Consider the following 26,503-nt stretch of genomic DNA (forward strand, 5'->3'; position numbering starts at 1 on the left):
TGCGCGGGTGAACGTCACCATGGGTAATGGATGAGAGGAAGCGACTCATGATCGAGAAGGTAACCGTCGCTGTGGACGGCGAAGCGGCGAGTGATGCGGCGGTCGCGTGGCTGATCGACCGCGCGAAGCATGTGGACCTGTCCGTGGAGCTCACCGCCGTCATCGCCCTGAACGTGGAGCTGCCACAGGGCCGGGCTGCCGGGTCCCGCACCCCGTACGAGCACGCGCTGGGAACGGCAAGGGCCGAGATCAGCAGCGCTCATCCCCGGCTGCACGTGATGACGAACCTCCGCCATGGGATCGTTCACGATGAGATCGTGGCCGCGTCCCGCCGTTCCGACCTGCTCGTGATCGGCTCGAACAGGCCGTCGGCGCTCGCCGGCATGATCAACGGGACGCTTCCCCTCAGGGTCGCAGGATGGGCCGGATGCACCACCATCGTCGTCCCCGCGGGATGGACGGCATCCACCGGTCGCGTCGTCGTGGGCTGGACCGATGACGGTACGAGCGACCGGGCCCTGCAATTCGCGGCACGAGAGGCGGTCAGGCGACAGGTGGAACTGACAGTCGTACATGCCTGGAGCGCGCCACCGTCGGGATCCATGGTCCCGTCGACACCGGCGTCGATCGTGCAGGAGATCGTCACGACCAATCGCGAACTCGTGGCTGACGCCGCTCAGCGGATCTCCCGGGAGTTTCCTGAACTGGAGGTTTCGCACTCGTTGCATTCCGGTTCGGCCTCTGTCGCCATCATCAGGGCCGCAGCCGGAGCCTCACTCGTGGTGATCGGTTCGCGGGGTCGCGGAGCCATCGCGAGTCTCATTCTCGGCTCGGTCAGCCATGACGTGCTGATGAACATGCCTGCTGTCGTCGCGGTGATCCCGCGGGAGGAATCACCTCATGGAGCTCGCTGATCGAGTTTTCGTGGTGACGGGTGCCGGCGATGGCATCGGTCGTGAAGTCGTCCTAGGGCTTCTCGACCGGGGAGCGCGGGTGGCGGCCGTCGATAGCAGCGGGGCCGGCCTTTCGGTGACCGGAATTCTTGCCGGGCCGGCATCCGGGCTCAGCGTCCACCGTCTCGATGTCAGCGATCGCGCGGCCGTGCTGGCCCTGCCGGAGGCCGTCATCCGGGCTCATGGGCAGGTGGATGGCCTGCTCAACGTCGCCGGCATCATCCAGCCCTTCGTGCAGATCGACAAGCTCGACTTTGCTGACATCGAGCACGTGATGAACGTCAATTTCTGGGGGGTGGTGAACACCACGAAGGCCTTCCTGCCGCACCTTCTCGCGCGGCCTGCGGCGAGCATCCTGAACGTGTCGAGCATGGCTGGATTCCTGCCGGTTCCCGGCCAGGGAGCGTATGGCGCGAGCAAGGCCGCGGTGAAGCTGTTCACTGAGGCGCTCTATGCCGAGACTCTTGGGACCACTCTTTCGGTGACCGTAGTGTTTCCTGGAGCCGTGGGCACAGGCATCGCCGTGAACTCCGGGGTGGACGTTCCACAGCTGAAGGACCCTTCGGCCAGGCTGCCGAAGATGACAAGCCCTGCCGAGGCCGGTCGCCAGGTGATCGGGGCGCTGCGGAACGGCAAATACCGGGTTCGCATCGGCAGCGACGTGACGTTCATGGATCGGTTTTCGCGGCTCGCGCCCCAGCGCGCTACCGCATTCCTCGCTAAAAACATGAAGTCGCTGCTCGGGTGATGCTGCGCTACAGGTTCATCTCGGCGACCCTGCTCGTCGCCGCGGTGGCTGGGATCCTGCTCCTGACGCCGTGGGCGGGCGTCGCGCAATGGGTGGCGAGCGGCTATGCGATCCTGATCGCAGTTCGCAGCGGCTGGTCGATGGTGACGTCGCTGCGAACCGGCACCTGGGGTATCGACATCCTCGCGGTCGCCGCGATCGTCTCGACGGTGGCGATCGGCGACTATTGGGCATCACTCGTCGTGGTACTCATGCTGATGAGCGGTGAAGCACTGGAAGACTTCGCCGCCCACCGGGCACGCAGTGAACTGACGGCGCTCATGAGCCGGGCGCCGAGGATCGCGCATCGGGAATCCGGCGATGCGGTCGATGACGTTCCTGTGGATGTCGTGGTGGCGGGGGACGTTCTCGAGGTGAAGCCTGGGGAGGCGGTGCCGGTCGACTCCACGCTGCTCTCCGACGGCGCGTACGTCGACCAGTCATCGATCAATGGCGAGAGCCTGCCCGTCTGGACGGGAGCCGGCGCACAACTGCTGAGTGGCGCCATCAACACCGATGACGTCATCAGGATCCGCGCGACGACGACGGCGCAGCTCAGCCAGTACCAGACCATCGTCGACCTCGTGCGTGGTGCTGCCGACAGCAGGGCACCCTTTGTGCGGCTCGCAGACCGGGTGGCGATCCCATTCACCATCGGCGCCTTCACCCTCGGAATCGTCGCCTGGATCATCTCGGGCGACCCGGTGCGGCTGGCCGAGGTGCTCGTGGTCGCAACCCCCTGTCCGCTGCTGATCGCCACCCCGGTCGCGTTCATCGCGGGAATGAGCCGTGCCGCTGCGCGTGGCGTCATCGTGAAGGGAGGCGGCGCCCTGGAACAGTTGTCACGGGTTCGCACGGCTGCGTTCGACAAGACCGGCACCATCACCCAGGGCATTCCTCGTGTCGACCGGATCGATTCCCTCGGGGGCGACGACGCGCAGGTGCTCGCACTGGCGGCAGCCCTCGAGACACACTCGGCACACGTGCTCGCGCAGGCGATAGTGGATGGCGCGGACGGTCGCAGCCTCGACCTGCCAGCCGCGACGGAGGTCACGGAGGTGGTTGCCATGGGCCTGCGCGGGCTCGTGGACGGCACCGAGGTGGCCGTCGGGAAGCTGGCTTTCGTCGCACTCGACGCGCCGCAGCCCTGGGGGGCGCTCGCGGCCGGAGAGACGGCCGTCTACGTATCGCGAGACAACGCGCTGGTCGGCCGTGTGGTGCTCACCGACCAGGTGCGACCAGAGGCGGCTGAGGCGATGGCGCGGCTGCACCACCTGGGAGTGGTGCGCACCCTCATGCTCAGCGGCGATGCGCAGGACACCGCGGGCAAGGTCGCGAAGGGCGTCGGGATCGACGACGTGCGCGGCGGGCTCATGCCGATCGACAAGGTCGAAGCCATGCGTTCCATACAACCCCGTCCGGCGATGATGGTCGGAGACGGGGTCAATGATGCACCCGTGTTGGCGGTCGCCGACGTGGGGGTGGCCATGGGTGCTCGCGGGGCAACAGCCGCTAGCGAATCCGCCGATGTCGTGGTGCTCATCGACGACCTCGGCCGGGTGCCCGAGGTCGTGTCGATCGCCCAGAGAACCGTCAGGATCGCCTACCAGAGCATCGGATTCGGTATCAGTCTCAGCGTCGTGCTCATGCTGGTCGCCTCCGTGGGCGTGCTTCCGGCCATCATCGGCGCTGCGTTACAGGAGGTGGTCGATGTGGTGACGATCCTGAACAGCCTTCGAGCCGGAAGACATCAGGCGGTGGGTTCTCGTGACGGGACGTTTGCCCCTGCTTCGCGTGTCAGCCCCGGTGGATGATGGGGTTATGGCCGGAATACACAGTGTGACAGTGCTCGGCTCCCAGATAGCGTTTCAGGTCGCGTTCAGCGGGCACAGCGTCGTGGCGAGCGAGGCTGGAACGCGTCAGTCTGCGCCGAACGCCAGATAGTCGGCGAAGAGTTCCGCGAGCAGCGCTGGCGGTATCTCTGAGAACCGCACCTGCTCGCCTTGGCCCTTGCGGATCCGGCGAACGGAAAAGGCACCCAGCTCGATGGGGATGTTGGTCTCCGGCAGTGCACTGCCGGAAAACCCGACCACACCTTCCAGGCCGGCTTGATCGAATCGCTTGATGTACTCGTCAAAACTGGCGCCATCGCCTGTCTCTCCGCGGTCCCATTCGCGTGCCCTCGCCCGCGACCTCAGGCGGAACGACTCACTCGGCGTTCCTTCGAAGTCGAAACGGTGTGACTCGGTTCCATCGACGTCGACGGCGGATGCGCCGAACTGGTCGAAGCCGAGCGCTACCAGTGTGTGGGTCTCGCGCCAAGCGGCGACCGCTGCGGCCGAAAGGGTGGTCGAATGTGCGACGCTGATCCGTGCATCCTGAGCGATGTCGAGAGCCTGTCCTGCGATTGTGCGCACGACACCCGAGAGGTCGGGTCGCCCGGCGATCCCGTCGATGTGCCAGACGAGACCAGTCGTAAGAACCCCCACGATGGGATGCCCGAGCAGCAGTTCGCACCACTGCGCGCCGTTCCATTCCCGCCGAAAGCACATCGCGTCGTATAGTCGTCGGCGCTGGGCGGCTACCACGGAGGTGAGTTCCTTCCTGCTGGCAGCTAACTGCACTTTGGCGGCAGGTGCACCCTCGTCATCCTGTCGAGGGGATGGAAGCGTGCGGAGGAGTTTGCCGTCGACGGTCTCGAGGCTCAGCTTCAGATTGGTTCCGAGTCGCGCGACAAACGTGCGTGGGCCGTAGTCGAGCTCCACTGTGCGAGAACCGTCGATGCCTGCGGTGGGAATCATGCGGTCAGCGAGTTCATCCGGGGTCCAACCGCGACGGGCGGCGACGACATCGACGAGCATTCGGGCGGCATTCTGGAGGAAGGCCGTGCGGTATCGGCGACCTGTCGCGACGAGCAATTGCACAGGCGCCGGCTCATCAGAGAGTGACAGCACGATAAGGAGCGCCTCTATCTGGGCGCGCTTCAGATGCTGCCGTCGCATGAACTCCCGGGCGATCGTGGCGAGCTCCTCTCCCGGCACGAGGCAGGCGAGCGCGAGAATGCCCTTGTCCGAGATCGCACTCGGGGTCGACTCAGACAATCGCTCGCGGTTCTCCTCGAACAGATCAAAGAGACCCTCGGCATGCTTGCCCGCCTCAGCGTGACCCCTCCCCGACATCGACAGCGCGTGTGCCAGGCGGGTCATGGCCGAAAGCGCGCGATTCATCAGTGTCTCGTCGTCGTGGGTCGCATCGCGGGCGAGCCAGGTTGCCAGCACGAACCTTCCGAGTGACACGGCGCTCGCAGTATCGAGCGCGCGCACGTAAAGGGGAAGTAATCCGGCTCCCGCCGGATCCTTGAGAGTGAACCCCAGAATGACCCACCAGCGGAGCAATGATGCAGGCACCGGTGCACCGTCGAGGTATCGAGCGCTCGGCAGCTCGTCGAAAGGGAACCACATGAGCCCCTTCGGCGTGGCCCTGGCAAGCCCGGCAATGGCTTCGGCTTCCAGTGTCGCCGGTTGCAGATACGCACCGATGTTCTGGCCCAGTCGCTCGAGCGCCCCCAGTAGCGTCGCGCTAACTGCGGGTGTGCGTTCCCTGTCGAACTGGCGAGACAACGCCTCGACCGCCCCGGCGCCCCCGAGCTGCTCCACCCACAGCGCAGCGGCGATTCGAGCGGCCGTGCTCGTCGCTCGCAGCGACTCCTCCGCTATCCGTTCGGCAAGGCCGTGCTTCTCGAGCACACGTTGTGCGCGAGCCCGGTGGGTTTTCTTGTGCCCGATCGCGAGCTCGGTGACAACCGGCAGGTATCGCGTCGCCAACACCGGCGATTCTTCGAGAATCGCGAGCACATCGTCTCGCAGATCGGCCCATGATACCGGTCGCATGCCCAGCTTCAACCCGAGGATCACATCGAACACGTCGGGGTATTGGGCCATGTAGTCGACGAACTGAACCGGCGCGAGCGCTGGCGCACCCCAGCAATTGGTCAGCGCGAGTCGGACAATGACATCGTGGGCCTCCTCCTCAGTGTGGCCAGACCGCACAAGAGCGTCAGCGGCCGGGCGCACATCCGACGTTCCCCGTTCGACCCACGCCCCGTGCAAGACTGCGACTCGGTCGGGCCTTGCCGATATTCGCACGCGATTGATGGGCTGCAGTCCGATGATTCGCTCTCGCACGCCCTGGCGGCTGAGTGGCTCCAGAAGGTTGCTGCCCGGGTGGGGAGCTTTCCCCGAGAGGTAGTCCACAATCGTGGGCATGGCCGCAAGCGTGGCGTCGATATCCGTGATCCACCGTCCATGCACGTTGATCACACTGTTGGAGTACGAGCCTGGAAAGTGAGTGATCGATTCGTCCGTAGCGCTCTTCATGCTCGCGAGCACCCGCTCCTGCGTCTCCCGGAAGGAGACCAGGGCAACGCGCATCGAGTCGACGGATGCGGCGTCCAATGAATGTTCCTCCCAGGGCACCATCGTCGATGCAGTAGCGACCTCGGGGGTGCCAGACAGCTCATAGATCGCAAGTCGCTGGATGGCCCGGTCGATCGCAACTGACCCGAGGCCGCCACGCGAGAGCGCACGCTCGAGGATGCCGATCGCGGCTGCCCGGTCGGGGATCCTTTCGATGGCAGTGATGACCCTGCCGCGGTGGGGCTCCGTCGTCGCCGCAATCAAAGGTTCCAGCACCGCAACCTGGGTGTCGATCGGAAGCGAACCGACAACTGCCAGCGCAGCCCTTCCTAAAGGCGTGTCGAACCTAATGGCGCAATAGGCGAGCACGTCGGCTTGCGCTGCGGCAATCGATGGTTCGATGGACGCCAGCCTCGCGACCTCCAGGAGGGCATCCTCGTTGAATCTTTCGGCCTGTGACCTCAAGGCTTCCGGATGCGCGGCCACGAACTCGACGATTCCCGGTATCGTCTGCAGGCCCCTCACCTTATAATCGGCCGATCGTTGTGATGTGCCCACGAGCAGTTGCACCAGCAGGGCAGGGATTGCGTCCGGTAGCACCCCCTCGAGCGCGAGGAGTGCCGTGATCCTGTCGATAGTGATCGACGTGAAAGTGGGGCTGTCGTTCGCCGGGCCGAATGCGGAATCTTGTGCGTCATGGAGCACTGCCCAGATGGATGCGGGCACATGTTGAGGCCACGGGTACCACGACGGCTTAGTGGCGACCAGAAGTCGACCGAGCCGCACGATCACCTGGTCATCTGCGCGATCAATGGAATCGAGGTGCAGGTAGAACGAGGCGCGTGTCTGTGGCCTGATCGCAGCAATGGCCAGCCTGTGCTTCTCGCGCAGCCGGGACGGGAATTTGACGTCGCGACCGACGAACACGTAGCTGAGCACGTCGCTGAGCACGCGGGAGTCGAGTTCGCTGAACGACTCGGCTAACAACGTGCGCGGGTCGACAGTGGTCATTGCAGCGCACCTCGTCGGTCTCGGAGTTCGCCTCAATATTTACAGGGTTTGGCCCGAAGGGCACCGCCCAGTAAGGGGGGCGTCGCAGATCGTGCTCGTTTGGCTTCACCTACGGCAACTGCCTCTTGCGAATAATTAGTTCGTAAGGTTTACTAACAAACATGACGACGAGGTTTGGCACCGGGCGAGCACTGCGACCCACCACAAAACTGCTTCCCGAGCACACTCGCGGGCACAACCGCTCTCTCGTGCTGCAGACCGTCTATCGCGTCGGCCAGCAGAGCCGGGCAGACATCGCCCGAGAGACCGGTCTGACCCGGGTGACGGTGTCAGACCTCGTCGCCGAACTCATAGCCGAGGGGCTCGTCATCGAGACCGGCCAGCGCGAGGATGCTCGACCAGGCAAGCCCGCAACACTTCTCGAGCTAGACCGCACAGCGTTCCAGATCATCGGTATCGACCTCAGCGAATACGCGATCTTTCGCGGGGCCGTGCTCGACCTCGACGGCCACATCGTGCACCGCGCAGAAGTCCCCCTCGGTCGTGCCACCGGAGCGGATGCCACGGCCTTGGTGATTCGGCTGGCAGAGTCGCTCGTCGCGCAAGCCACCCTGCCGATCCTCGGGCTCGGCGTCGGATCCCCCGGTGTCGTCGATCTTGCCGGAGTCGTGCTCTCCGCGCCCAATCTGGGCTGGCTGGGGGAAGATCTGCAGGGCATCCTGTCCACGCGGTTCGGGCTGCCGGTCGTGGTGGCGAACGACGCGAATGCCGCAGCGCTCGCCGAGCACAGTTTCGGCGATGCCGACAGCGACATGATGCTCGTCAAGGTCGGCCACGGTGTCGGAGCGGGTCTCCTCCTCGACGGAACCCCTCTTTTCGGCAGCCGGTTCGCCGCCGGGGAGATAGGCCACGTCGTCGTGGGGACGGATGGCGGCCTCGAGTGCGTGTGCGGCAAGCACGGCTGCCTCGAGACCTGGCTCGCCACCCCTCGACTGGAGAAGGCCATCGCGGCCACGCCGGAGTCGAGAACTGAGATTCTTACGGAGGCGGGGCAGCGCCTCGGCATCGCACTTGCCCCCGTCGTCGGAGCGCTCAACCTCGCCGAGGTCGTGTTGAGCGGTCCGACGGAACTGCTTGATGGTCCGCTTGCCCTGGCGACCATCGAGACCCTCCGCAGCAGAACGATGGCCGAATTCCACGGCGACCTGACGCTGCGGATGACAACGCTCGGAGAAGACATCGTCATGCGCGGCGCAGCCGTCATGGTCCTCTCCGCGCAGCTCGGGGTCTCCTGACCCTTCGCACCACCGCCCGCACCACCCCATCCACAAAAGGAAGACACAATGAAGCGAAAAATCGGATTGCTCGCAGCAGCGACGGCCGCAGTCGTCGTTCTTGCCGGGTGCTCCACTCCGGCCCCCGCCGACGAATCGGCCGACGGCCAGAACATCACCCTCTGGCTCATGGGGGGTGACACCCCGGATACGCTGCGTGACTTCCTTAAGACAGAGTACGCAGACGCAACCGGGGGCACCCTCACTATTGAGCAACAGGACTGGTCGGACGCCCTTTCGAAGCTGACGACAGCGCTGCCCGATACCGAGAATACGCCCGACGTGACGGAGATCGGCAACACTTGGTCGCCGACATTCACGACGGTTGGCGCATTCAGCGACATCAGCGACATGTACGACGAGGTCGGCGGCGACAAACTGCTTCCCTCGTTCGTCGAGGTCGGTGCGGTCGACGGTGCGAATTACGCCCTGCCCTACTACTTCGGTTCGCGCTATATCTTCATGCGCAAAGACGTCTGGGCCGCGGCTGGCCTCGAGGTTCCGACTACCCTCGCGCAGTTCAATGAGGGTGCCGCAAAGCTGAAGACCGATACGCAGTCAGGTTTCTACATCGGAGGAGAAGACTGGCGCAACGGCATCTCGTGGGTCTTCGCGAACGGCGGGGAGCTCGCGAAGAAAGACGGCGACACCTGGACCTCGACGCTGTCAGACCCCAGGACAGTCGAGGGCCTCACCCAGCTGCAGACGCTGTACACGGAGTCTTCACTCGCCCCGGTCACCGAAGCAGACAGCACCCCGTGGGTCAATTTGAACAATAATGCGGCGACCGGAGCGCCTGAGGCAGCGACCATCATTGCTCCAGGATGGGCGCATTGGTCGATCGGTGACCTCACCCCCGACCCGAAGGACGACACGAAGACTGTCGCGACGTGGAACGACGCGATCTTCGGCAACTTCGTGCTTCCGGGTGTGGACGGCGGCGCTGCCCCGGTGTTCGCTGGTGGCTCCAATATCGCGGTCTCGGCCGCCAGCAAGAACCAGGCGGGCTCCCGCGAGCTGATGAAGATCATCTTCTCGGAGGAGTACCAGAACCTGCTGGGCGCCAACGGGCTCGGCCCGGCCAACCTGGACTACGTGTCATCGCTCGGTGACGACCAGTTCGCCACCGCCCTCTCGGAATCCGCGGCCAACTCGAAGCTCACCCCCGCCGCTCCTGGCTGGGCAGCGGTCGAGGGATCCGGCCTTCTCGAGGAGTTCTTCGGCAAGGTCAACGGCGGCGGCGACATCCCGGCGCTCGCCAAGGAGTACGACGCCAAGATCGACGAGCTGATCAACGGCTGACGATCCGCACTCCGGCTGGGCGACGTGCCAGCGTCGCCCAGCCTGCACCCTCGACTGCCCTGCTGAAAGCCCGAACGCCCTGCCCTGCCCTGCCGAAAGCCCGACTGCTTTACCCTGCCGAAAGGAGGACCAGCCATGTCTGCCGACACTCTCACGCGCTCGAACAACCGCCGCGGCATACGCGCACCGCTCCTGCTGCTCATCCCATCGATAGCGATCCTCGTGCTCGGCATGGGATACCCGGTTATCTGGCAGATCGTCACGTCGTTCCAGCAGTACGGCCTGAAGCAGCAGTTCGGCCAGGCAGCGCCCTTCGTCGGGCTCGACAACTACATCGCCCTCGCCACCGATCCGCAGTTGTGGGTCGTCGTGGGTAAATCCCTCGCCTTCTGCCTCATCACCGCCTTCGTCACGCTCGGCATCGGAACGCTGCTCGCCCTGCTCATGTCCACGGTGACGAAGACTGCGCGGCTCGTGCTGCAGGTCGCCCTCCTGCTCGCCTGGTCGATGCCCGTCGTCTCCGCCATGACCGTGTGGATCTGGCTTTTCGACCGCCGCAGGGGCGCCATCAACTATCTGCTCGACATGGTCCCCGGCATCGAGATGAACCGGTTCGATTGGCTGTCCACACCGTTGACTTTCCTGCTCGTCGCGTCGATCATCGTGGTCTGGATGAGCGTGCCCTTCGTCTCCTTCTCCGTCTACGCCGGTCTCACCCAGGTCTCGGACGAGATCCTGGAAGCGGCGCAGCTCGATGGCGCGACGGGCTCGCAGCGGTTCTGGGGGATCATCCTCCCGATGATCCGCCCGGTCATCTCGATCGTGCTGCTGCTGCAACTCATCTGGGACCTGCGGGTGTTCACACAGATCAAGCTGCTGCAGGATGCCGGCTCCAAGTCGGGCGACTACGACCTGCTCGGCACCTATATCTACAAGCTCGGCACGAGCGCGCAGGACTTCGGGATGGCGTCGGCCGTATCGATTCTCGTGCTCGGGATCACGATCGCGATGAGCTGGTTCTACATCCGCAGCCTGCTGAAGGAGGACGCAGCGTGAACCGCCGTCTTGCGAAGGGGCTCCTGAGCGCCCTCGCCATCGTCATCGCACTGTTCTGGGCGTTTCCGGTTTATTGGATGGTGAGCTCGTCGTTCATCCCCACCGCGATCCTGCAGTCGTTCATCCCGACCTTCTTCCCCGTCAACGGAACCGTGAGCAACTACGCCGGGGCGATCGCCGACGGCTCGTTCTTCAGCGCCCTCGGTATGAGTGTTGCCATCACGCTCACGGTCGTGCTGTTCTGCATAATCTTCGCGTTCCTCGCCGCGGTGGCGATCAGCCGGTTCCGGTTCCGCGGTCGCCGCAGCTTCGTTATCGCCGTACTCATCGTGCAGATGCTTCCGGCGGAAGGGCTCTTCATCGCCCAGTACAAGATGGTCTCGAGTGTGCACCTGCTTGACAGTGTCATCGGCGTCAGCGTGATCTACATCGCTGCCGTCGTGCCCTTCACAATCTGGATGCTGCGAGGTTTCGTCGCGGGCGTCCCCGTCGATCTCGAGGAGGCTGCGATGGTCGACGGGCTCAGCCGGTTCGGAGCCTTCATGCGGATCACATTCCCGTTGCTCGCTCCCGGGCTCGTGGCATCAGGTGTCTATGCGTTCCTTCAGGCCTGGAATGAGTTCACCGTGGCCCTGGTGCTGCTTCCCTCTGAGGCTGCGCAGACCCTGCCGCTCTGGCTGCGCGGTTTCGTGCAGGCCTCCGCGACCCGGGAGACCGACTGGGGCCAGGTCATGGCGGCGTCGACACTGGTTGCCGTGCCCGTCATCATCTTCTTCCTCATCGTGCAGGGTCGACTCACGTCGGGTCTCGTCAGTGGGGCGGTGAAGGGATGACCGACACCCGACTACACGCCGATCCGGCGCTCGCCGCCAGCAGCACGCTGCGCGTCGGAATCGACATCGGCGGCACCAAGACCGATGCTGTCGTCATCGACTCGACCGGGACGATCGTGCAGCGACTCAGGCTTGCCACCGGCTTCGGACCGGATGCCGTGCTCGAGACCGCGGTCGCTGCCGTCACCCAGCTCGCGGAACTCGCGCAGACCGGGATCACCAGCTTCGCCTCCATCGGTGTCGGGATCCCCGGCGCCGTCGACAATGGCACGGGCCGGGTTACCCATGCCGTCAACCTCGGCCTCGAGGGGCTCGAGTTCGGGGTGGAACTCACCCGCAGGCTCGGTCGTCCCGTGCGCATCGACAACGACGTGAACGCCGCTGCGCTCGGCGCGTTCCACCTGCTCGAAAAGCACGAGAGCTTCTCGATGGCATACCTCAACCTCGGCACGGGTCTCGCCGCCGGAATCGTCATCGATGGCCGGGTGTGGCGGGGTTCACGTGGCACCGCGGGGGAGATCGGTCACATCCCGGTCGACCCTCGGGGCCCGCAATGCCCGTGCGGCCAGCGCGGCTGCCTCGAGATGCTCGCGTCGGGGTCCGCTATCGCGAGGCAGTGGCCGACTGACGATCCCAAGCCCGCGCGGGCCCTGTTCGCTGCCGCCGCCGAGGGCGACCCGCTGGCCATGGAGGTCAAGTCCCGATTCGTCGAGAACGTCGCGGCCGCGGTCCGCATCCTCGTGCTGACTGTCGACGTCGACAGCGTCGTGATCGGGGGCGGGCTGTCGTCGCTGGGGCCGATCCTCCTCGACGAGGTTCGAGCCGTGCTCGCCTCATGGGAGGCGGCGTCGGGCTTCCTCGCCTCCACCCGACTCAGCGACCGCATCGCGATCGTTCCCGTCGACTTCCCGGCGGCGGCCGTCGGTGCCGCGCTGGTGGGCGTGGCCTGATGGCGGGGATGGGGTGACGGCAGAGACCGTCTAAGGGCGGAGATGGCCATCGTCGAGTCGATGCACTGCATCACGCAGTAGTCGGTACGCTGCTGCGGGGTCGATCATCGGCGTGATCAGATGCGCGCGCCGTCCGCCCAGACACCGGTCACGTGCCACGTGTGGTTGAGCATGACGGCGTCTGCCGCAAATCCAGGGGCGAGCAGTCCGTGGCGGTGGTCGAGTCCGAGTGCTCGTGCCGGGGTGAGGGTCAGCGCAGTAACCGCGTCGACCGGGGGGATGCGGGCATCCGCTATCGCGTTCCTGAGCGCTGCATCCTGCGTGAGGGTCGATCCCGCGATCGTTGTCGTGCCGCGGATCGTCGCGAGCCCGTCGCAGACCGAGACGTCGAGCGACCCGAGTATGTAGTCCCCATCGACCGAGCCGGCCGCGGCCATCGCATCGGTCACCAGGGCGATGCGGCCCGGCGCTGAACCGAAAGCGAGGCGCGTGATGCTCGGATGCACGTGCATCCCGTCGGCGATCAGCTCGAGGGTCACCCGCTCGTCGTCGAACGCGGCAACCACTGGCCCGGGAGCCCGGTGGTGGATGCCCGGCATCGCGTTGAACGCATGGGTGAGGATGCGCGCACCGGCGTCGAAGGCCCGGTGCGCGAGTGCGTCGTCGGCCAGGGTGTGCCCGACCGCGACCGCGACACCAGCCTCGACCAACACGTCGATCGCCTCGAATGCGTGGGGGAGCTCGGGAGCGATCGTCAGCTGCCGCAAGGTGCTGTGAGCGGCGTTGAGCAACTGGTCGATGATCGCTGGCGAGGGTTCGAGCAGGTGCTCGAGGCCGTGGGCGCCGCGATTGCCCGGTGCGAGGAACGGGCCCTCGAGGTGGGAGCCGAGCACGAGTGGTTCACGCGCCGCGACAGCAGCGATCAACTCGAGGTTCGCGAGGAGTTCGTCGAGCGGGCTCGCGACGAGGCTGATGACCGAACGGGTGGTGCCGTGGGAACGGTGCATGGCGAGGGCGGAGGCGAGGGCATCCGCTCCATTGTCGTAGCTGAAGCCGCCGCCGCCATGGCCGTGCATGTCGAGGAACCCCGGAACGAGCCAGTGCCCGTCCACGTCGACGGTTTCGGCAGCGTCGGGATGCTCGGGTCCGCTCCCGGTCGACGAGATGGTGTCGCCGTCGACGAGCATCCAGAAGTCGTCGACCTGCCCGTGCGCGTCGAGTTTGCGCGCGGAGTGGAAGAGGACGGCCATGGTGCTCAGGCTACTTCGCCATGGTCGATGCCGAGGGCATCGAGCAATGTGACGAATCGTTCGAGGCGATGGCGGAAATCGCCGCCATCGCGCGTTGCTGCCGGTGACCACGCGATCTCTGCAATCGAGGCGAGTCGCGGGAAGGCGAGGTACTCGACGTCGCGGATCGTCGCCGTCGTCTCGCTCCACAGCGGCGCTTCTATCCCGAGCAACTGCTCGTCACCGATGCCCGGGATGATGGTGGCGGGATCCCAATCGTACGACTCGGCGATCGAGGTCGGCCCGTTCGCCCAGATGAGCCCCAACTCCGTCCCGGCGTCGTACTTGATGTCGAGGTAGGCCACGTCGGCTGGCGACATGATGATCGAGCCGCCCTGTTTCACGAACGAGAGCGTGTGCTCGGCTGCGCCCTCCTGCGGGGTGATGAAGCCCCAGTACTGTCCGATCGTGCCGGCCGGCAGTGCCTCGCTCTTGCCCATCTCGTGCCAGCCGATGAGCTTCTTGCCGTGGCGTGCCGCGATCGCGGTCGCCCGCTGGATGAAGTGGAGGAAGTCGTCGTCTGTCGTCGACAACGACTCGTCGCCCCCGAGGTGCAGGTACGGGCCCGGTGTGAGGTCGGCGATCTCGCGAACCACATCGTCGACGAACCGGTACGTTTCTTCGCTGCGGATCGCGAGCGAGCTAAATCCCACCTCGATTCCCTCGTACGGCTCTACCGGGATGTCACTGAGCTCGGGGTAGGCCACGCTCGCGGCATTGGTGTGGCCGGGCAGGTCGACCTCCGGCACGATCGTGATGAACCTGGATGCCGCGTACCGCACGATCTCGCGATACTCGTCCTTCGTATAGAAGCCTCCGCCCCGCCCGCCGATCTCGGTGGTCGCTCCGGCTTTCGTGAGCTCGGGCCACGAGTCGATCTGGATGCGCCAGCCCTGGTCATCCGTGAGGTGCAGGTGCAGGTGATTGAGTTTTAGCAGAGCGATGTCGTCGATGTACTTCTTGACGTCATTCACGGAGAAGAAATGGCGGGCCACGTCGAGCATGGCACCGCGGTAGTCGAAACGCGGATGGTCGTCGATGCGGGTGATCGGCAGCTCGGCGTTCGTGATGCCGGAGGCCTGGTCGGCCGCCAGCAGCTGCCGCAACGACTGCACGGCGAGGAAGAGCCCGGTGGCAGATTCGGCTTCGGCCCGGATGCCGCTGCTCGTGATCTCGAGCGAGTAGCCGCCGGGCGCGGGCGAGGCCCCCAGGGCGAACTCGATCGTTGGATCGTTCGAGATCGCGAGCCCCAGCACGTCGGCGGCGTAACCCGCGACGACGGTTTCGCCGCCTACCGTCGCTGCGCTCGTGAGAGTGAACGACCCGCAGCCGTCGATCCGGCTTACGGGAGCGGGGATGACTGTCGTCATGTCGGTCCAATCTGCGTGGCCACCTCGTAGTTTGTCAGGAGTCCTAACTAACTACCAGATCATTCTGCCAGAGAAGCCGCTGTCACCGTCGAATTATGGCTATCGAGCCGCGATCGCCTGGCCTAGCGCGTCCCCGGAGGCCCACGCCGTCGCCACCGACGAACGTTCACCCCAGGCGTCTCCGCACACCGCGATTCCGTCGTCGAGAAGGAACGGTTCAGCATGCTGCGCCGTCGGCCGCGCGAACGTCCACCGGTACGCGAATGACTGCACCGGTGCATCCTTGAGGGAAAGCAGGCGCCTGACCGCGTCGACCACCGGCACGATCGCGCCATCCGGGTCGTCGAGGTGCTTGAGGGCGAGGGCGGCAGACGTGTGGGCGACGAGGACGGGGGCCGCATCGCCACGCCGGTCCCCGTCGTCGGCCAGCGACGACAGATCGGGCGAGTCGTTGACGAACGCCGCATGGAACGGCGCCCACTCCCGGCTTGCCCACTCCAGTACGATCGCGATGCTGGGGCCCCAGCCGGAGCCGTCATCCAGCTTCTCCCGCAGCGTGGATGCCGCGTCGAGCAGCCGACGTGCCTGCGGGTCTGGCATCGCAAGCACGACGGTGTCATAGCGCTGGCCGTCGACTTCGCCAGCGGCAACCTGCTCGACTGTGACGCCCTGCTCGACGTCGATGCCGCGAGCGAGGTCTACGACGAGCCCCCGCAGTCCGCCCGGCGCGGCATACCGCATCGGGCCGGTGCTGGAACGCTGGATGCCGTCGGGCCCGGCCACCGCGATGGTGTCAGTCCACGGGCGCGCGAGCTCGTGCCCGACCCACCCCGCCACGACGTCGGCGAATCCGGAGCCGGGCTCGGCGGTGAAGTATGCCGCACCGAGGTCGACCGTGCGACCGTTGACCGTGCGGCTCGCCATCCGCCCGCCGGGCTTGTGGCCGCGATCGATCACGCGTGCCGAGACTCCCGCGCGGTGCAGCGCCTGGGCGCAGGCGATACCGGCAATGCCGGCGCCGACGATGAGAACTGAAGGTTTCTGCATAACTCCATCCTGCACCGTCGCGGTGGAATGCGGCACGTCGCGGATGGGTCTCGGCAAAGCCCAAGGTTCGACGATGGCCCGGTCTGCTCAGCCCGGTCAGCTCAGTGTGGGCCCGGTGGGGCTCGAACCCACGACCAACGGATTAAAAGTCCGATGCTCTACCAACTGAGCTACAGGCCCTACCCGACCAGCGTACCGTGGAGTTATGGCCGACGATTTCCACAAGCCCACCCAATACTCGGGCGATAAGTTCGACACGTTCGAGGGTGGGGAAGATCCTGCACAGATCATGCGGGTGGCGCACGACACGGCGAATGCGCTGCTCAGCCGCGCCAGGGCGACCGACGACGCCGAGGTCATCGAACGACTCGTGGCTTACACCGACGCCAACGGAATCGATGCGCTCGCCGAACTCTGGGCACGCTCCAGCCCGCGCAGCCTGCCCGGCGCGCTGTGGCGCATCTACCTCATCCGGGTGCTCATCCGACAGGATGCCACGGGCACCAGTTTCCTGTTCCAGCGCGGCCTCGACATGCTGCCGACCATCGACGCGCTCGTTGCCGGAGCGCCGATGCCCACGGGTCCCGACGAGATCACGGCACTCGCCGACCAGATCCTGCGCGGTCTCTTCCGGGGGGACTTCGCCATCGCTCTCGACCGCGCGGCCTCGTTCAGCCGCATTCTGGCCGCAGGGTGCACCAGCGCTGCGGATGACGCGGATCCGACCAACCCCGAGCGGGCTACCGAGCTGACGACCCGGGCCGACCGTCTCGCGCAGACGGCGGATGAGTTCGCAGGATGTGCGCGCTTGTATCGCGCCGGGAACCTGGAGTAGGGGCCTTCGCCACTGCGGGCGGCACTCAGCGAACGTTGCTAAAGTGACGGAGCCGGGCCGCGGTAACCCCGGGCTCCACTAATAGCCGCTTCGAGCGGCCTCGCGCCGAGAGGTGTTCTGCGGCTCGGCACCAACCTCGTCAGGCGACTTACCTCTCTCTCGCCCCGGTTGAGACCAAACTGCTTCAGCAACGGCCACGAATACCCTGTGATCCGATGCAGCAGGGGAGGTTAAGTGTCATGCTGGAGACCATGTCTCAGGAGAATGATGTTTCGGCCGGACCCAACGCAGGGCGTGCCGCTGCTGCCAGCCAGCAGGATCTTCTCGAGCGAGTCGCGAACGGTGACCAGTTGGCGTTCAGCGAACTGTACGACCACATCTCGCCTCGAGTCTTCGGCCTCATCAAACGGCTCCTGCGCGACCACTCCCAGTCGGAAGAGGTGACCCAGGAGGTTTTCCTGGAAATCTGGCAAACCGCAACGCGGTTTGATCCGAATAAAGGAGCAGCAGCAACCTGGATTCTCACGATGGCTCACCGCAGGGCGGTAGACCGGGTGAGATCTTCACAATCGTCACGAAACCGCGACACCCGTATCGGCATCCGTGATTACAGCCCTGACTACGACAACGTCGCAGAAACAATTGAAGTCCGCATCGAGCACGAAAGGGTGGAGAAGGCAATGTCACGACTTACCGAATTACAACGCCAAGCTGTCTCCCTTGCGTACTATGGCGGGTTCAGCCACAGCGAAGTGGCAGCACAACTGAGTGTGCCAATCGGCACTGTCAAAACACGACTGCGCGACGGCATGATCCGTCTGCGTGATGAGTTGGGGGTGACATCGTGACTCCCCGAAAGCACGAGGTCGAAAGCCTGTCAGGCGCGTATGCGCTCCATGCACTGGACAATGACGAGACGAGGCTTTTCGAAGCCCACCTCGCCGAGTCTGAAGAGACCCGTAACGAGGTGACCGAGTTGACCGATACTGCCGTGCTGCTCGGCATGGCGATCGATCCCGTCGCACCTCCAGCTTCACTGAAGCTGGGCATCATGGCACAGCTCGCAAGCACGCCGCAGCTGCCCCGCGAAGAGGCCGGACGGGTGCAGGATCCGATCCACCCCAGCAGCTTCAACGGCAAAGCCGCAGCCAAGGCGCAGGCCCGCTGGTTCTCGAAGCCCCTGACGGCCCTGGCGAGCATCGCCGCCGCGGTCATTCTGGTGGTGGGTGGTGGCGTCATCGTCAACTCCGTCAACGACAACTCCTTCCAGCAGGCGCAGGCGAACCAGCTAGCCGCCATCGGTTCGGCGAACGACACCCAGCGTGTCGACACCGCGATCGGCAGCGGGGGCTCCGCCACGCTGATGTGGTCGCAAGAGCTCGGTACCTCGGCATTCATCGCCGAGGGCCTGCAGGAGCTTGCCTCAGGCAAGACCTACGAGCTGTGGTACATCGGCAGTGACGGTCCTCGTGCAGCGGGGACCTTCAACATCGACAAAAACGGTAATGCCTGGCGCGTACTGGACGGCGAGCTTCAGAGCGGCGACGTCATCGGTGTCACGATCGAACCATCGGGCGGGTCGGAGTCGCCGACCACGGCCCCCGTCGTCAGCATCCAGAGCGCCTGACCTGGCGTTTCGACCTTCGGGTCCCAGAAGGCCCCCGGTTCTCCGGGGGCCTTTCCTGTCCCCGCATGCCCGCCGCGCCTGCCGCGCGCCGCACCTCCACCTTCACCTTCCGAAATGACGGAAGTGGGCGCATCCTATCCACTCACTCCCGCTTGATTCCGGGCTTGAGGATGAGCAGGATGCCGCCACTTCCGTCGTTTCGGAAGGAAAAGGGGGCGGAAGGGCGCGGCGCGGAAGGAAGGGGGCAGGGAGCAGCTGGCCGACGTGGTGGCAAACGAAAAGCCCCCGAACTCCCAGGGCCTCAGCGCCAGACGGGCAGGATCAGCCGAATTTGCCTGAAACGTAGTCCTCTGTGGCCTGCACGCTGGGCTTCGAGAACATCGTGACCGTGTCGTCGTACTCGATGAGCCTGCCCGGCTTGCCGGTGCCGGCGATGGTGAAGAAGGCCGTGCGGTCGGAGACCCGCGATGCCTGCTGCATGTTGTGGGTCACGATCACGATCGTGTACTCCTGCTTAAGCTCTTCGATGAGGTCTTCGATGGCGAGAGTCGAGATCGGGTCCAGCGCCGAACACGGCTCATCCATCAGGATGACCTCAGGCTCGACAGCGATCGCGCGGGCGATGCAGAGTCGCTGCTGCTGCCCGCCGGAGAGACCTGAGCCGGGGAGGCCCAGGCGATCCTTGACCTCGTTCCAGAGGTTGGCGCCCTGCAGCGATTTCTCGACCAGGGCATCGCCGTCGCTCTTCGACATGCGGGTGTTGTTGAGCTTCACACCTGCGAGCACGTTGTCGCGGATCGACATCGTGGGGAACGGATTCGGACGCTGGAACACCATGCCGACCTGGCGACGCACCAGCACGGGGTCGACACCGGGGCCGTAGAGGTTGTTGCCGTCGATCAGCACTTCGCCCTCGACGAAGGCGCCGGGGATGACTTCGTGCATTCGGTTCAGGGTGCGCAGAAACGTCGACTTACCGCAACCGGAGGGGCCGATGAATGCCGTCACCGTACGCGGCTCGATCTTCAGCGTGACGTCTTCGACGGCTTTGAACTTGCCGTAGTAGACATTGAGGTCGTTGACTTCGATGCGCTTTGACACAGGTTTCCTTTTCTTGCGCGCCGCTTAGCGGCCGAGCTTGGGGGAGAAGATGCGGGCGATCAATCGGGCGATCAGGTTCAGCAGCATCACGATGAGGATGAGGGTGAGCGCGCCAGCCCAGGCGCGGTCGAGGTAGGGCTGCACCTCTGAGCCAGGGTTCTGGTATTGCGTGTAGACGAAGACCGGCAGCGACATCATCCGGTCGCTGAGGAGGTCGTAATTCATGCTCGCGGTGAAGCCCGAGATGATCAGCAGCGGCGCGGTCTCGCCGATGACGCGCGCGATCGCGAGTGTCACACCGGTTGTGATTCCGGCGATGGATGTCGGGATCACGATCTTGAGAATGGTCAGCCATTTCGGCACCCCGAGCGCGTATGCAGCCTCGCGCAGCTCGTTGGGAACAAGTTTCAGCATCTCCTCGCTGGAGCGCACCACCACGGGAATCATCAGCAGCGAGAGCGCGATCGAGCCACCGAATCCGAACCGGATTCCCGGGTCGTCCAGGATCAGGGCGAAGAAGGCGAACGCGAAAAGACCGGCAACGATCGAGGGGATGCCTGTCATGACGTCCACGAAAAACGTGATCGCTCTCGCTAACGCTCCCCGGCCGTACTCGACGAGATAGATCGCGGTCAGCAGCCCGACAGGTACGGAGATGAGCGTGGCCATCCCGGTGATGAGCAGCGTCCCGGTGATGGCGTGCAGCGCACCACCGCCCTCACCGACGACGTTACGCATCGACTGACCGAAGAAGCCAGGATCGAACCTCGGCAGACCATTGGAGACGACGGTGAACAGCAGCGAGATGAGCGGAATCAGCGCGATCAGGAAGGCGCTGACCACGAGAGCTGTGACCAGACGGTCTTTGGCCTGACGAAGGCCTTCGACGAGGTAGGCAAAAACGAAGATCAGTACGATGAACAGGAACAATCCCAGAAGCAGTGCTGCGCTGATGTTGAACTCGGTGCCGGAGCCTGCGGCGATGAGCGCGAAGATCACACCCATGATCGCCCAGCTGCCGAGGAGGATCACCCAGGTCGCCCACCGGGGGAGTCGGCCGGTGGTGAGGGAGTTCACAATTCCGGTGGACTGCGCCGCGGCGGTCATCAGTTTGCTCCCGAGAATGCCTTGCGGCGGTTGATGACGATGCGGGCTATCGAGTTGATCACCAGCGTGATCACGAACAGGATCATTCCGGTCGCGATGAGTGCGTTGACGTCGACACCGTTGGCCTCGGGGAAGTTGAGCGCGATATTCCCGGCGATGGTGGAGGGGTTCTGTGAGCCCGTGAGCACGAAGTTGATGACGAGTGCTGGCGAGAGCACCATGGCGACGACCATCGTCTCTCCGAGTGCACGGCCGAGGCCCAGCATCGCAGCCGAGATCATGCCGGGGCGACCGAAGGGGATCACCGCCATCTGGATCATCTCCCAGCGGGTGGCGCCAAGGGCGAGCGCCGCCTCCTCGTGCAGCCGTGGCGTCTGCAGGAAGACCTCACGGGTGACGGCCGTGATGATCGGGATTATCATGACGGCGAGCACGATGGCCACGGTGAGGATCGTGCGACCCGTGCCCGAGACGCCCCCCGCGAAGAAGGGAAGGAAGCCGAGGTTCTGCACCAGCCAGCCGTAAAGGGGTGTGACCGCCGGGGCGAGCACCTTGATACCCCACAGGCCGAAGACGACGGACGGCACAGCGGCCAGCAGGTCGATGATGTAACCGAGACCCTGCGCGATGCGGCGCGGGGCGAAGTGCGAGATGAACAGCGCGATTCCGATGGAGATGGGAAGTGCCATCACGAGGGCGAGGAACGCTGCCCAGACCGTGCCGAAAGCCAGCGGCCCGACGTAGGCCCAGAAGCTGGATGGTGCGCCCTTCAACTCGGCCGGGTCGACGATCAGGGCCGGAATCGATTCAGCGATCAGGAAGACCGCAACGGCGGCGAGGGCGGCGAGGATGAGACTGCCGGCGATGACCGTACTGCCGGCGAATATGCGGTCTGCGGGGCGGAGCGTGGATCTCGGCTTGCGCGTCGAGGTGGTCGTCATTCCTGTCTTCCTGCGGGACCGTGCCGGGCGGGGAGGGTTGTGATGCTGCTTAAGTCTGTCGGGCTGCGGCAAGGGGTGCAATGTGCACTCTTGCCGCAGCCCGACAAACGGGGAGGAACGGTGTTACTTGATGCTCTCGAGGGCGGTTGCGACCTTGGCTGACAGGTCAGTGGACAGCGGTGCTGCGCCGGCTGAGCTGGCAGCTTCGGACTGGCCAGCATCGCTGGTGATGTACTGCACGTACGCCTTGACGACGGGCGCGACCTCGGCATCGACGAATTCGGTGCAGGTGATGATGTAGCTCACCAGGACGAGCGGGTAGTGCGTCGGGTCGGTCGTTTTGCGGTCGAGGCTGATCACGAGGTCGGTGTCGCTCGCGGTGTCACCGGCAGGCGACCCTGCGACGACGGCGGCTGCTGCCTCCGGGCTGTAGTCGACGAACTCGTCGCCGACCTTGATAGCGGCAACGCCGAGGTCGCCGGCCTTGGATGCGTCGGCGTAACCGATGGTGTTGGTTCCGTTTGTGACGGCGTCAACGACACCCGAGGTGCCCTGTGCTGCTTCGCCCACCTGGTAAGGGAAGGGGTCAGCGGCGGGGGCGTCCCAGATCTCCGGGGCGACCTTGTTCAGGTAGTCCGTGAAGTTCTTGGTGGTGCCCGAGTCGTCTGAGCGGTGCACCGCGGTGATCGGTGCTGACGGCAGCGTGGCGTCGGCGTTCAGCGCGGCGATTGCCGGGTCGTTCCACGTGGTGATGGTGCCCTTGAAGATGCCGGCGATGGTCGGTGCGTCGAGGTTGAGTGCGTCAACACCCTCGACGTTGAAGATCACGGCGATCGGAGAGATGTATGCGGGAACCTGGATGTAGCCGGTGTCGGGAACGCAGGCAGCGAAGCCACCGTCGATCTCGTCCTGCTTCAGGGCCGAGTCGGTTCCAGCGAAGCTGACGCCACCGGAGATGAACGCCTCGCGGCCCGCACCTGATCCGGAGGGGTCATAGTTGATGGTGACGTCGGGGTTCTCGGTCTGGAACGCGGCAACCCACGCCTCCTGTGCCGAGCCCTGCGACGATGCGCCAGACCCGTCGATCGTGCCGGCGAGGTCACTCGCTGCGGCACTGGGGTCAGTGGTGCCAGCCTCGTTTGCTGCACACGAGGAGAGAAGGATCGTTCCTGCGACGGCTATCGCGCCGATGGAGGCGAGGCGCTTGTACCGGGAGAGTACAGAGTTCAAAGTTGTGTCCCTTTCAGGAGGTTTCGCTGGGATTACAGGGTGTGGGCCGGTGCGACCCAAGGGAAGAATCTATGCGCAGCGATTAACCGAGATCGACACCTAAGGTGAACTGGAGGTTAACGCTCGTCAAACAACGCGCGGTCACGCTGGGGTGTGTGTCTCAACCGCAACGATGCCTGCAGCCTTATTGGTGTGTGAAAGATGCAGCACGGTGAAGTCGCCGGTGTCGAGCGACGACGCGGACCGCAGGGCCTCATCCATCGCCGTACCGGAATGCCGGGCAACCTGGGCGATGAGCCTCGGGAGCACCGGACCGTGGCTGCACAGCACCGCGGTCACGCGTTTTTTGAGCCGGCGGGCGGCGACCGACGGCAGGTCTGACGTACCGTTCTCGAGCGCATCCTGGCTGATCCTGTCGCTCGCTTTGACCTCGAGCCCGGTGAGGGCCGCGAGCGGTGCGACTGTTGCAAGACACCGGGCGGCCGTGCTGCTGATGATCTTCCCCGGACCGAATGCGGCGATGCCGTTGGCGATGCCGGCGGCCTGGTCGCTGCCTCGGTGCATGAGCGGCCTGGTGGCATCCGGACCGTCCCACGTCGACGGCGACACGGCTTTGCCGTGGCGGAGGGCGATGATCGCGAAGGTGCGCACGCAGTCGGCGTCGAGCAGTTTCTCGAAACGGTCGAGCACGTCGAGGTCGTGCGGATAGGTCAGCTTCTTGCGGGCCTTCGCCACGGGCAGCCACTCGAGCGCGGCGATCTCTTCGTTGGGCTGGAATCTCGCGAGCTCGAGGGCGTGGTCATCCACTTCTGCAGCCCAGTAGTACACGACCTTGTCGCGACCGCCCGGCAGCGTGTATGCGATGGTTCCGAGCGGTGGCCCGAGAGTGACCCCCAGCCCGGTCTCTTCCCGGATCTCGCGCACGGCCGTCTCCGGCAGCGTCTCACCGGGGTCGAGCTTGCCCTTGGGCAACGAGTAGTCGGAGTGGGTGGCCCGGTAGACGACCAGGACCCTGGCCCTGCCGTCGACGATGCGCCAGCACACGGCGCCTGCCGTGAGCACGGGCGGTACTGGCATGCTCACCGACTGCTGCTGCGCTTGCGCTGGGAAACCTGCTTCATCAGCACGTTCTGCAGGTCCTGGAGGCGGCTACCGTCTGCTGCGAGGTGGTGGCGTGTCCATGACCCGTCGGATTCCAGCCACCACGATGAGGTCTCGTCAGACAGCGCGAGGTCGAACTGCTGCTCGAGTTCGGCAAGGTGGGCCGGGCTCGTGAGTCGTACGAGGGCCTCCACCCTGCGGTCGAGATTGCGGTGCATCATGTCGGAGCTGCCGATGTAGACCTGCGGGTCTCCGTTGTTGTGGAACGAGAAGATGCGCGCGTGCTCGAGGTAGCGCCCGAGCACCGAGCGAATCCTGATGTTCTCGCTCAGGCCTTCGACGCCCGGCCTGATCGAGCAGATGCCACGCACCACGAGCTCCACAGGCACGCCGGCATTGCTGGCACGGTAGAGCGCGTCGATGATGGCCTCGTCCACGATCGAGTTGAGTTTGATCCGGATGCCGGACGCACGCCCGGCCTTCGCATTCTCGGTCTCGGTCTGGATGAGCTTGAGCAGCCCTTTCCGGAGGTGAAGCGGGGCCACGAGCAGCCTCTTGAACTTCTTCTCGATGGCGTAACCGGATAGCTCGTTGAACAGCCGTGTCAGGTCTTTGCCGACGGTGTTGCTCGCGGTGAGGAGGCCGAGATCCTCATAGATGCGGCTCGTTTTGGGATTGTAGTTTCCCGTGCCGATGTGGCTGTAGCTGCGCAGCACGCCGTTCTCCTGGCGCACCACGAGCGCGAGCTTGCAGTGGGTCTTCAGCCCGACCAGACCGTAGACGACGTGCACGCCGGCTTTCTCGAGCTTGCGGGCCCAGTTGATGTTGGCGGTCTCGTCGAACCGGGCCTTGATCTCGACGAGCGCGAGCACGGCCTTGCCGGCCTCGGCTGCGGCGATGAGGGCCTCGACGATGGGGCTGTCACCGCTCGTGCGGTATAGCGTCTGCTTGATGGCCAGCACGTTCGGGTCGGCCGCCGCCTGCTCCAGGAACGCCTGCACGCTCGTCGAGAACGATTCGTAGGGATGATGCAGCAGGATGTCCTGCTTGGCGATCGAGGCGAAGATGTTGGGCGTGGCGTTCGGTTCACTCGGCAGCAGCGCGACGGCGGTGGTCGGCACGTGGCGCGGGTATTTGAGCTTGGGCTCATCGATCTTGGTGAGCTGGAACAGGCCTCCGAGGTCGAGGGGAGCCGGGAGGCGGTAGACCTCCTGCTCGGTGATGTCGAGCTCGCTCATCAGGAGGCCGAGTGTGACCTCATCCATGTCGTCGGTGATCTCGAGCCTGATCGGGGGGCCGAAGCGGCGGTTCAGGATCTGCTTCTCGAGAGCCTTGAGGAGGTTATCCGACTCGTCTTCATCCACCTCGAGGTCTTCGTTGCGGGTGACGCGGAACTCGTGGTGCTCGAGGATCTCCATGCCGGGGAACAGGTCACCGAGATGGTTCGAGATGAGGTCTTCGAGCGGGATGAACCTGAGCAGGCCGCTCTTGTCGTCGGGAAGCTGAACGAACCTGGGCAGGTTCTGCGGCACCTTCAGGCGTGCGAATTCTTCCTTACGGTTCTTGGGGCTGCGCACCCGGATCGACAGGTTGAGCGATAACCCGGAGATATAGGGGAATGGATGTGCCGGGTCGACGGCCAGCGGCATCAGCACGGGGAAGATCTGGGTCGAGAAGATCTCGTCGATGCGGATACGGTCAGCAGCTCCGAGGTCGGCCCAGGTCTCGATGTGGATGTCTGCGGCATCGAGGGCGGGCTTGACCAGCGTGCGGAACGCCTGCGCGTGACGTTCCTGCAGTTCGTGCGCTTTCGCGCTGACCAGTTCCAGCACCTCGGCGGGCGCGCGTCCCACGTTGGTCGGCACGGCGAGCCCGGTCAGGATGCGCCGCTTCAGCCCTGCGACGCGCACCATGAAGAATTCGTCGAGGTTGCTCGCGAAGATGGCGAGGAAGTTGGCGCGTTCCAGCAGGGGGAGCGCGGGATCTTCGGCGAGTTCGAGCACGCGCTGGTTGAAGGCGAGCCAGCTCAGTTCGCGGTCGAGGAAGCGGTCTGGCTCCAGGGTTCCGTCATCGACACTCGACGACTCGTCGAGGTCGTACTCGTCGAGCGAGTCTGTCGCGTCTGCGGCATCGGTGAGGCTGTTGGAACTGTCCATCCACTCATACTGTCACTCACTCGCGCTGTCATTCACTCGTGAACGTCGGATTAAGCCG

At 64.9% G+C, this 26,503-nt stretch carries 21 protein-coding genes and 1 tRNA gene; 11 read left to right on the forward strand and 11 right to left on the reverse strand.

Annotated elements, in window-relative coordinates; genetic code table 11:
- The first annotated feature begins 47 nt into the window (after positions 1–47).
- The 3 genes from IEW81_RS08040 to IEW81_RS08050 are packed head-to-tail and all read left to right on the forward strand — an operon-like array spanning position 48 to position 3,554.
- Positions 48–914 (forward strand): universal stress protein, encoded by an 867-nt coding sequence (locus tag IEW81_RS08040; protein WP_179691736.1) that lies wholly within the window; start codon positions 48–50, stop codon positions 912–914.
- A complete protein-coding gene (locus IEW81_RS08045; protein ID WP_097059425.1) occupies positions 901–1,701 on the forward strand; it encodes an SDR family NAD(P)-dependent oxidoreductase in 801 nt (266 codons plus the stop codon). Before IEW81_RS08040 ends, IEW81_RS08045 begins: the two co-directional genes overlap by 14 nt.
- A complete protein-coding gene (locus IEW81_RS08050; protein WP_097059426.1) occupies positions 1,701–3,554 on the forward strand; it encodes a heavy metal translocating P-type ATPase in 1,854 nt (617 codons plus the stop codon). Before IEW81_RS08045 ends, IEW81_RS08050 begins: the two co-directional genes overlap by 1 nt.
- Before the next feature lie 105 nt (positions 3,555–3,659).
- Here the strand turns inward: IEW81_RS08050 and IEW81_RS08055 are convergent, their stop codons facing one another.
- Positions 3,660–7,166, reverse strand: coding sequence for a DUF4132 domain-containing protein (locus IEW81_RS08055; protein WP_097059427.1), 3,507 nt, complete (start codon positions 7,164–7,166; stop codon positions 3,660–3,662).
- Positions 7,167–7,327: 161 nt separating this feature from the next.
- Between IEW81_RS08055 and IEW81_RS08060 the strand changes: the two genes are divergently transcribed.
- The 5 genes from IEW81_RS08060 (at position 7,328) to IEW81_RS08080 (ending at position 12,641) form a co-directional block, all read left to right on the forward strand.
- Positions 7,328–8,461 (forward strand): ROK family transcriptional regulator, encoded by a 1,134-nt coding sequence (locus tag IEW81_RS08060; RefSeq protein WP_097059428.1) that lies wholly within the window; start codon positions 7,328–7,330, stop codon positions 8,459–8,461.
- Between the two features lie 48 nt (positions 8,462–8,509).
- The gene (locus IEW81_RS08065) at positions 8,510–9,802 is read left to right on the forward strand and encodes an extracellular solute-binding protein (RefSeq protein WP_097059429.1); all 1,293 of its coding nucleotides are present in this window, start codon (positions 8,510–8,512) and stop codon (positions 9,800–9,802) included.
- Between the two features lie 135 nt (positions 9,803–9,937).
- Positions 9,938–10,858, forward strand: a complete 921-nt coding sequence (locus IEW81_RS08070; protein WP_097059430.1) for a carbohydrate ABC transporter permease — start codon at positions 9,938–9,940, stop codon at positions 10,856–10,858.
- Positions 10,816–11,691 carry a carbohydrate ABC transporter permease gene (locus IEW81_RS08075; RefSeq protein ID WP_373285388.1) on the forward strand — a complete coding sequence of 292 codons (876 nt, stop codon included), beginning with the start codon at positions 10,816–10,818 and terminating at the stop codon, positions 11,689–11,691. Before IEW81_RS08070 ends, IEW81_RS08075 begins: the two co-directional genes overlap by 43 nt.
- Positions 11,688–12,641 (forward strand): ROK family protein, encoded by a 954-nt coding sequence (locus IEW81_RS08080; RefSeq protein WP_179691737.1) that lies wholly within the window; start codon positions 11,688–11,690, stop codon positions 12,639–12,641. The genes IEW81_RS08075 and IEW81_RS08080 overlap by 4 nt, the downstream gene beginning before the upstream one ends.
- A gap of 116 nt (positions 12,642–12,757) precedes the next feature.
- Here the strand turns inward: IEW81_RS08080 and nagA are convergent, their stop codons facing one another.
- The 4 genes from nagA to IEW81_RS08100 form a co-directional block, all read right to left on the reverse strand.
- On the reverse strand, positions 12,758–13,891 hold the full coding sequence (nagA, locus tag IEW81_RS08085) for an N-acetylglucosamine-6-phosphate deacetylase (RefSeq protein ID WP_097059431.1): 1,134 nt from the start codon (positions 13,889–13,891) through the stop codon (positions 12,758–12,760).
- Positions 13,892–13,896: 5 nt separating this feature from the next.
- Entirely contained in the window at positions 13,897–15,300 is a 1,404-nt protein-coding gene (locus IEW81_RS08090; protein ID WP_097059432.1) for a beta-N-acetylhexosaminidase, read from the reverse strand.
- A gap of 99 nt (positions 15,301–15,399) precedes the next feature.
- Complete coding sequence (locus tag IEW81_RS08095) at positions 15,400–16,347, reverse strand: NAD(P)/FAD-dependent oxidoreductase (RefSeq protein WP_097059433.1); 948 nt, start codon at positions 16,345–16,347, stop codon at positions 15,400–15,402.
- Positions 16,348–16,454: 107 nt separating this feature from the next.
- A tRNA-Lys gene (locus IEW81_RS08100) sits at positions 16,455–16,527 on the reverse strand.
- Positions 16,528–16,552: 25 nt separating this feature from the next.
- Here IEW81_RS08100 and IEW81_RS08105 point away from each other — a divergent pair.
- From IEW81_RS08105 to IEW81_RS08115, 3 genes are all read left to right on the forward strand, one after another.
- Complete coding sequence (locus IEW81_RS08105; RefSeq protein ID WP_097059434.1) at positions 16,553–17,182, forward strand: DNA-directed RNA polymerase subunit beta; 630 nt, start codon at positions 16,553–16,555, stop codon at positions 17,180–17,182.
- A 215-nt stretch (positions 17,183–17,397) separates the two neighbouring features.
- Positions 17,398–18,030, forward strand: a complete 633-nt coding sequence (locus tag IEW81_RS08110) for a sigma-70 family RNA polymerase sigma factor (RefSeq protein ID WP_373285385.1) — start codon at positions 17,398–17,400, stop codon at positions 18,028–18,030.
- Positions 18,027–18,809, forward strand: a complete 783-nt coding sequence (locus tag IEW81_RS08115) for an anti-sigma factor (protein WP_097059435.1) — start codon at positions 18,027–18,029, stop codon at positions 18,807–18,809. Before IEW81_RS08110 ends, IEW81_RS08115 begins: the two co-directional genes overlap by 4 nt.
- A gap of 321 nt (positions 18,810–19,130) precedes the next feature.
- Here the strand turns inward: IEW81_RS08115 and pstB are convergent, their stop codons facing one another.
- The 6 genes from pstB to IEW81_RS08145 all read right to left on the reverse strand — a co-directional run bounded on the left by pstB (position 19,131) and on the right by IEW81_RS08145 (position 26,445).
- Positions 19,131–19,910 carry a phosphate ABC transporter ATP-binding protein PstB gene (gene pstB, locus IEW81_RS08120; RefSeq protein ID WP_097059436.1) on the reverse strand — a complete coding sequence of 260 codons (780 nt, stop codon included), beginning with the start codon at positions 19,908–19,910 and terminating at the stop codon, positions 19,131–19,133.
- Positions 19,911–19,934: 24 nt separating this feature from the next.
- Positions 19,935–21,017, reverse strand: a complete 1,083-nt coding sequence (gene pstA / locus IEW81_RS08125; RefSeq protein ID WP_097059437.1) for a phosphate ABC transporter permease PstA — start codon at positions 21,015–21,017, stop codon at positions 19,935–19,937.
- Positions 21,017–21,958: a phosphate ABC transporter permease subunit PstC gene (pstC, locus tag IEW81_RS08130; RefSeq protein WP_097059438.1), complete on the reverse strand. Its 942-nt coding sequence runs from the start codon at positions 21,956–21,958 to the stop codon at positions 21,017–21,019. Before pstC ends, pstA begins: the two co-directional genes overlap by 1 nt.
- 123 nt (positions 21,959–22,081) lie before the next feature.
- Entirely contained in the window at positions 22,082–23,188 is a 1,107-nt protein-coding gene (pstS, locus tag IEW81_RS08135; RefSeq protein WP_097059439.1) for a phosphate ABC transporter substrate-binding protein PstS, read from the reverse strand.
- A 141-nt stretch (positions 23,189–23,329) separates the two neighbouring features.
- Positions 23,330–24,265, reverse strand: coding sequence for an NUDIX hydrolase (locus IEW81_RS08140; protein WP_097059804.1), 936 nt, complete (start codon positions 24,263–24,265; stop codon positions 23,330–23,332).
- Between the two features lie 2 nt (positions 24,266–24,267).
- Positions 24,268–26,445, reverse strand: a complete 2,178-nt coding sequence (locus IEW81_RS08145) for an RNA degradosome polyphosphate kinase (protein WP_097059440.1) — start codon at positions 26,443–26,445, stop codon at positions 24,268–24,270.
- Positions 26,446–26,503: the final 58 nt, after the last annotated feature.

It is taken from the genome of Salinibacterium xinjiangense (assembly GCF_014645015.1).
Lineage (GTDB): Bacteria > Actinomycetota > Actinomycetes > Actinomycetales > Microbacteriaceae > Rhodoglobus > Rhodoglobus xinjiangensis.